Source organism: Holdemanella sp., assembly GCF_056804935.1.
This window is the reverse complement of sequence record NZ_DBMEXE010000261.1, coordinates 1-1,976: the sequence shown is the minus strand read 5'-3', so window position 1 is coordinate 1,976 and position 1,976 is coordinate 1. Positions and strand designations below refer to the sequence as shown.

Genomic DNA, 1,976 nt, shown 5'->3' with positions numbered 1-1,976 from the left:
TAAAGACAAAGTTAAATCCACTTTTGATATGATCGATCAAAATTGGTGTCATATCATTTCCATTTTCATCAAATACTTTATGCCAGTGAAAATGGTTAATTCCTGCATATCTGTAATTTAACTGGCTGATATCCTTCCCAAGGAGCTTTGGTTCTGCCATCATTGCGATCGTTGGCACGTTGCAAAGTCCGATACATTTTTTCCATCCAAAATGTTTAATTACAGCTTCTGTTACCATTCCACTTGGATTTGTAAAATTAATTAACCATGCATTTGGACATAATTCTTTCATATCCTCTACAATATCAAGAATTACAGGAATTGTTCTAAATGCTTTAAAGATTCCACCAGCTCCATTTGTTTCTTGTCCTAACATTCCATAAGACAAAGGAATTCTCTCATCTTTAATTCTAGCTTCCAATAAGCCTACTCTAAATTGTGTTGTCACAAAATCCGCATCTTTTAATGCTTCTCTACGATCAAAGGATACATGTACCTTTACATCATAACCTGCTGCATCCCACATACGTTGTGACATTTTGGCATCAATATTCACTTTTTCTTTTCCTTGTTCAATATCAACAAGCCAAATTTCCTTAATAGGAAGTTCATTATAACGTTTAATAAAGCCTTCCATCAATTCAGGTGTATAACTGCTTCCGCCACCAATAGTAACAATTTTCAATCCTTTTTCCATCATGTTTTCTCCTTTTCTATTGATAGCTTTAATTTACTTTTTACCCAGTTGTTATTCAATATGCCCAAGCATCGAAGATAGTTTTTTCTACACAAAATAAAAAAGATTCAAAAATATCTGAAACTTTTTGAATCTTTTTAATCCTTTGGTCGATCATCCATATAATCAATTGAATCATAAATATATTTTGTATTCTGTTTTCTTTTCTCATTATAAATACAACCATACAAAACATCCATAATATATTGCATAGCTATATGACTTGAAAACTGAGACATTCTATCTCGATTATTTTCAGAATCACTAATCGATAAATGATATGTCACATATTGAGAATAATAATTACTTCCTGCTTTTCCAATTTGTATAACTTTCACACCTTTTTCATATAATTTTTTTACAATCGGCAATATAAATGTAGCTTTTCCCGAATAAGATAGAATAATCGCTACGTGTTTTTGGTCCGAAGCCAATACAGTTAATCTTTGATTATAAAAGCTACTTGGACAGTTTACACTTTTTCCAATAGTCAACATTTTATCTTGAAAATTTTCTGCTATATTAGAATTATGGGCATGAGTATAAACATCAATTACATCTGCCGAATCTATTAATTGCGAAACTACTTTGATTTGGTCTAAATCAACATATTCAAATGTGTCTTTAATAGCCTTCTCATAAAGCTCTAAAAGCTTAAAAGCTATCTGTCTTGGATTATCCTTTGCCTGAAATGGATAATTCACATTGATATAGGAATTGTTTTCTAATAGATCAGCATTTTCTTTTGCGATACTCACTTTTAAATCATTGAATCCATTAAACCCAATCTTTTTCACAAAACGATGAATCGCAGATTTTGATATAAAAAGTATATCAGCCAATTCTTGAATCTTTAGTTTCGTAACCGCATCTTTATTATTTAAAATATAAGATGCAATTTCTGACTCTAGCGGTGTCATAGAATCACATAGTTCTATCCTTTTTTCCAATTTCATGTTATACACCTCCAACTATTCCAATAATATCTAAGAATTCTTAAAATATAAAGAAAAAAATTAACAAAAGCATACTATTCACTTTCAAAAGTTTAAAAATTTTCATTTTTTGAAAGTGAGGCAATACTATGGGAACCATTGAAAGAACTGAATACCTGAATCGAATAAAGAATCTGAAGGATACGCCTGATATAAAAGTTATTACCGGTATCAGACGTTGCGGTAAGTCCACATTGCTTTTCGATTTGTTCAAAGACTACCTTTTGAGTGACGGCGTTGCCGAA

General features: G+C 31.1%; 3 protein-coding genes. 1 reads left to right on the top strand and 2 read right to left on the bottom strand.

Annotated features, from left to right (window positions below; translation table 11 throughout):
• Both ACZQCL_RS09080 and ACZQCL_RS09075 read right to left on the bottom strand, forming a co-directional pair.
• Window positions 1–700 (bottom strand): family 4 glycosyl hydrolase (locus ACZQCL_RS09080; RefSeq protein ID WP_482482930.1); only part of this gene is annotated, 700 nt, incomplete at its 3' end.
• Between the two features lie 134 nt (window positions 701–834).
• Window positions 835–1,692 (bottom strand): MurR/RpiR family transcriptional regulator, encoded by an 858-nt coding sequence (locus ACZQCL_RS09075; RefSeq protein ID WP_418521825.1) that lies wholly within the window; start codon window positions 1,690–1,692, stop codon window positions 835–837.
• A 128-nt stretch (window positions 1,693–1,820) separates the two neighbouring features.
• Here ACZQCL_RS09075 and ACZQCL_RS09070 point away from each other — a divergent pair.
• The coding region (locus ACZQCL_RS09070; RefSeq protein ID WP_482482932.1) for an AAA family ATPase at window positions 1,821–1,976 on the top strand (156 nt) is incomplete at its 3' end.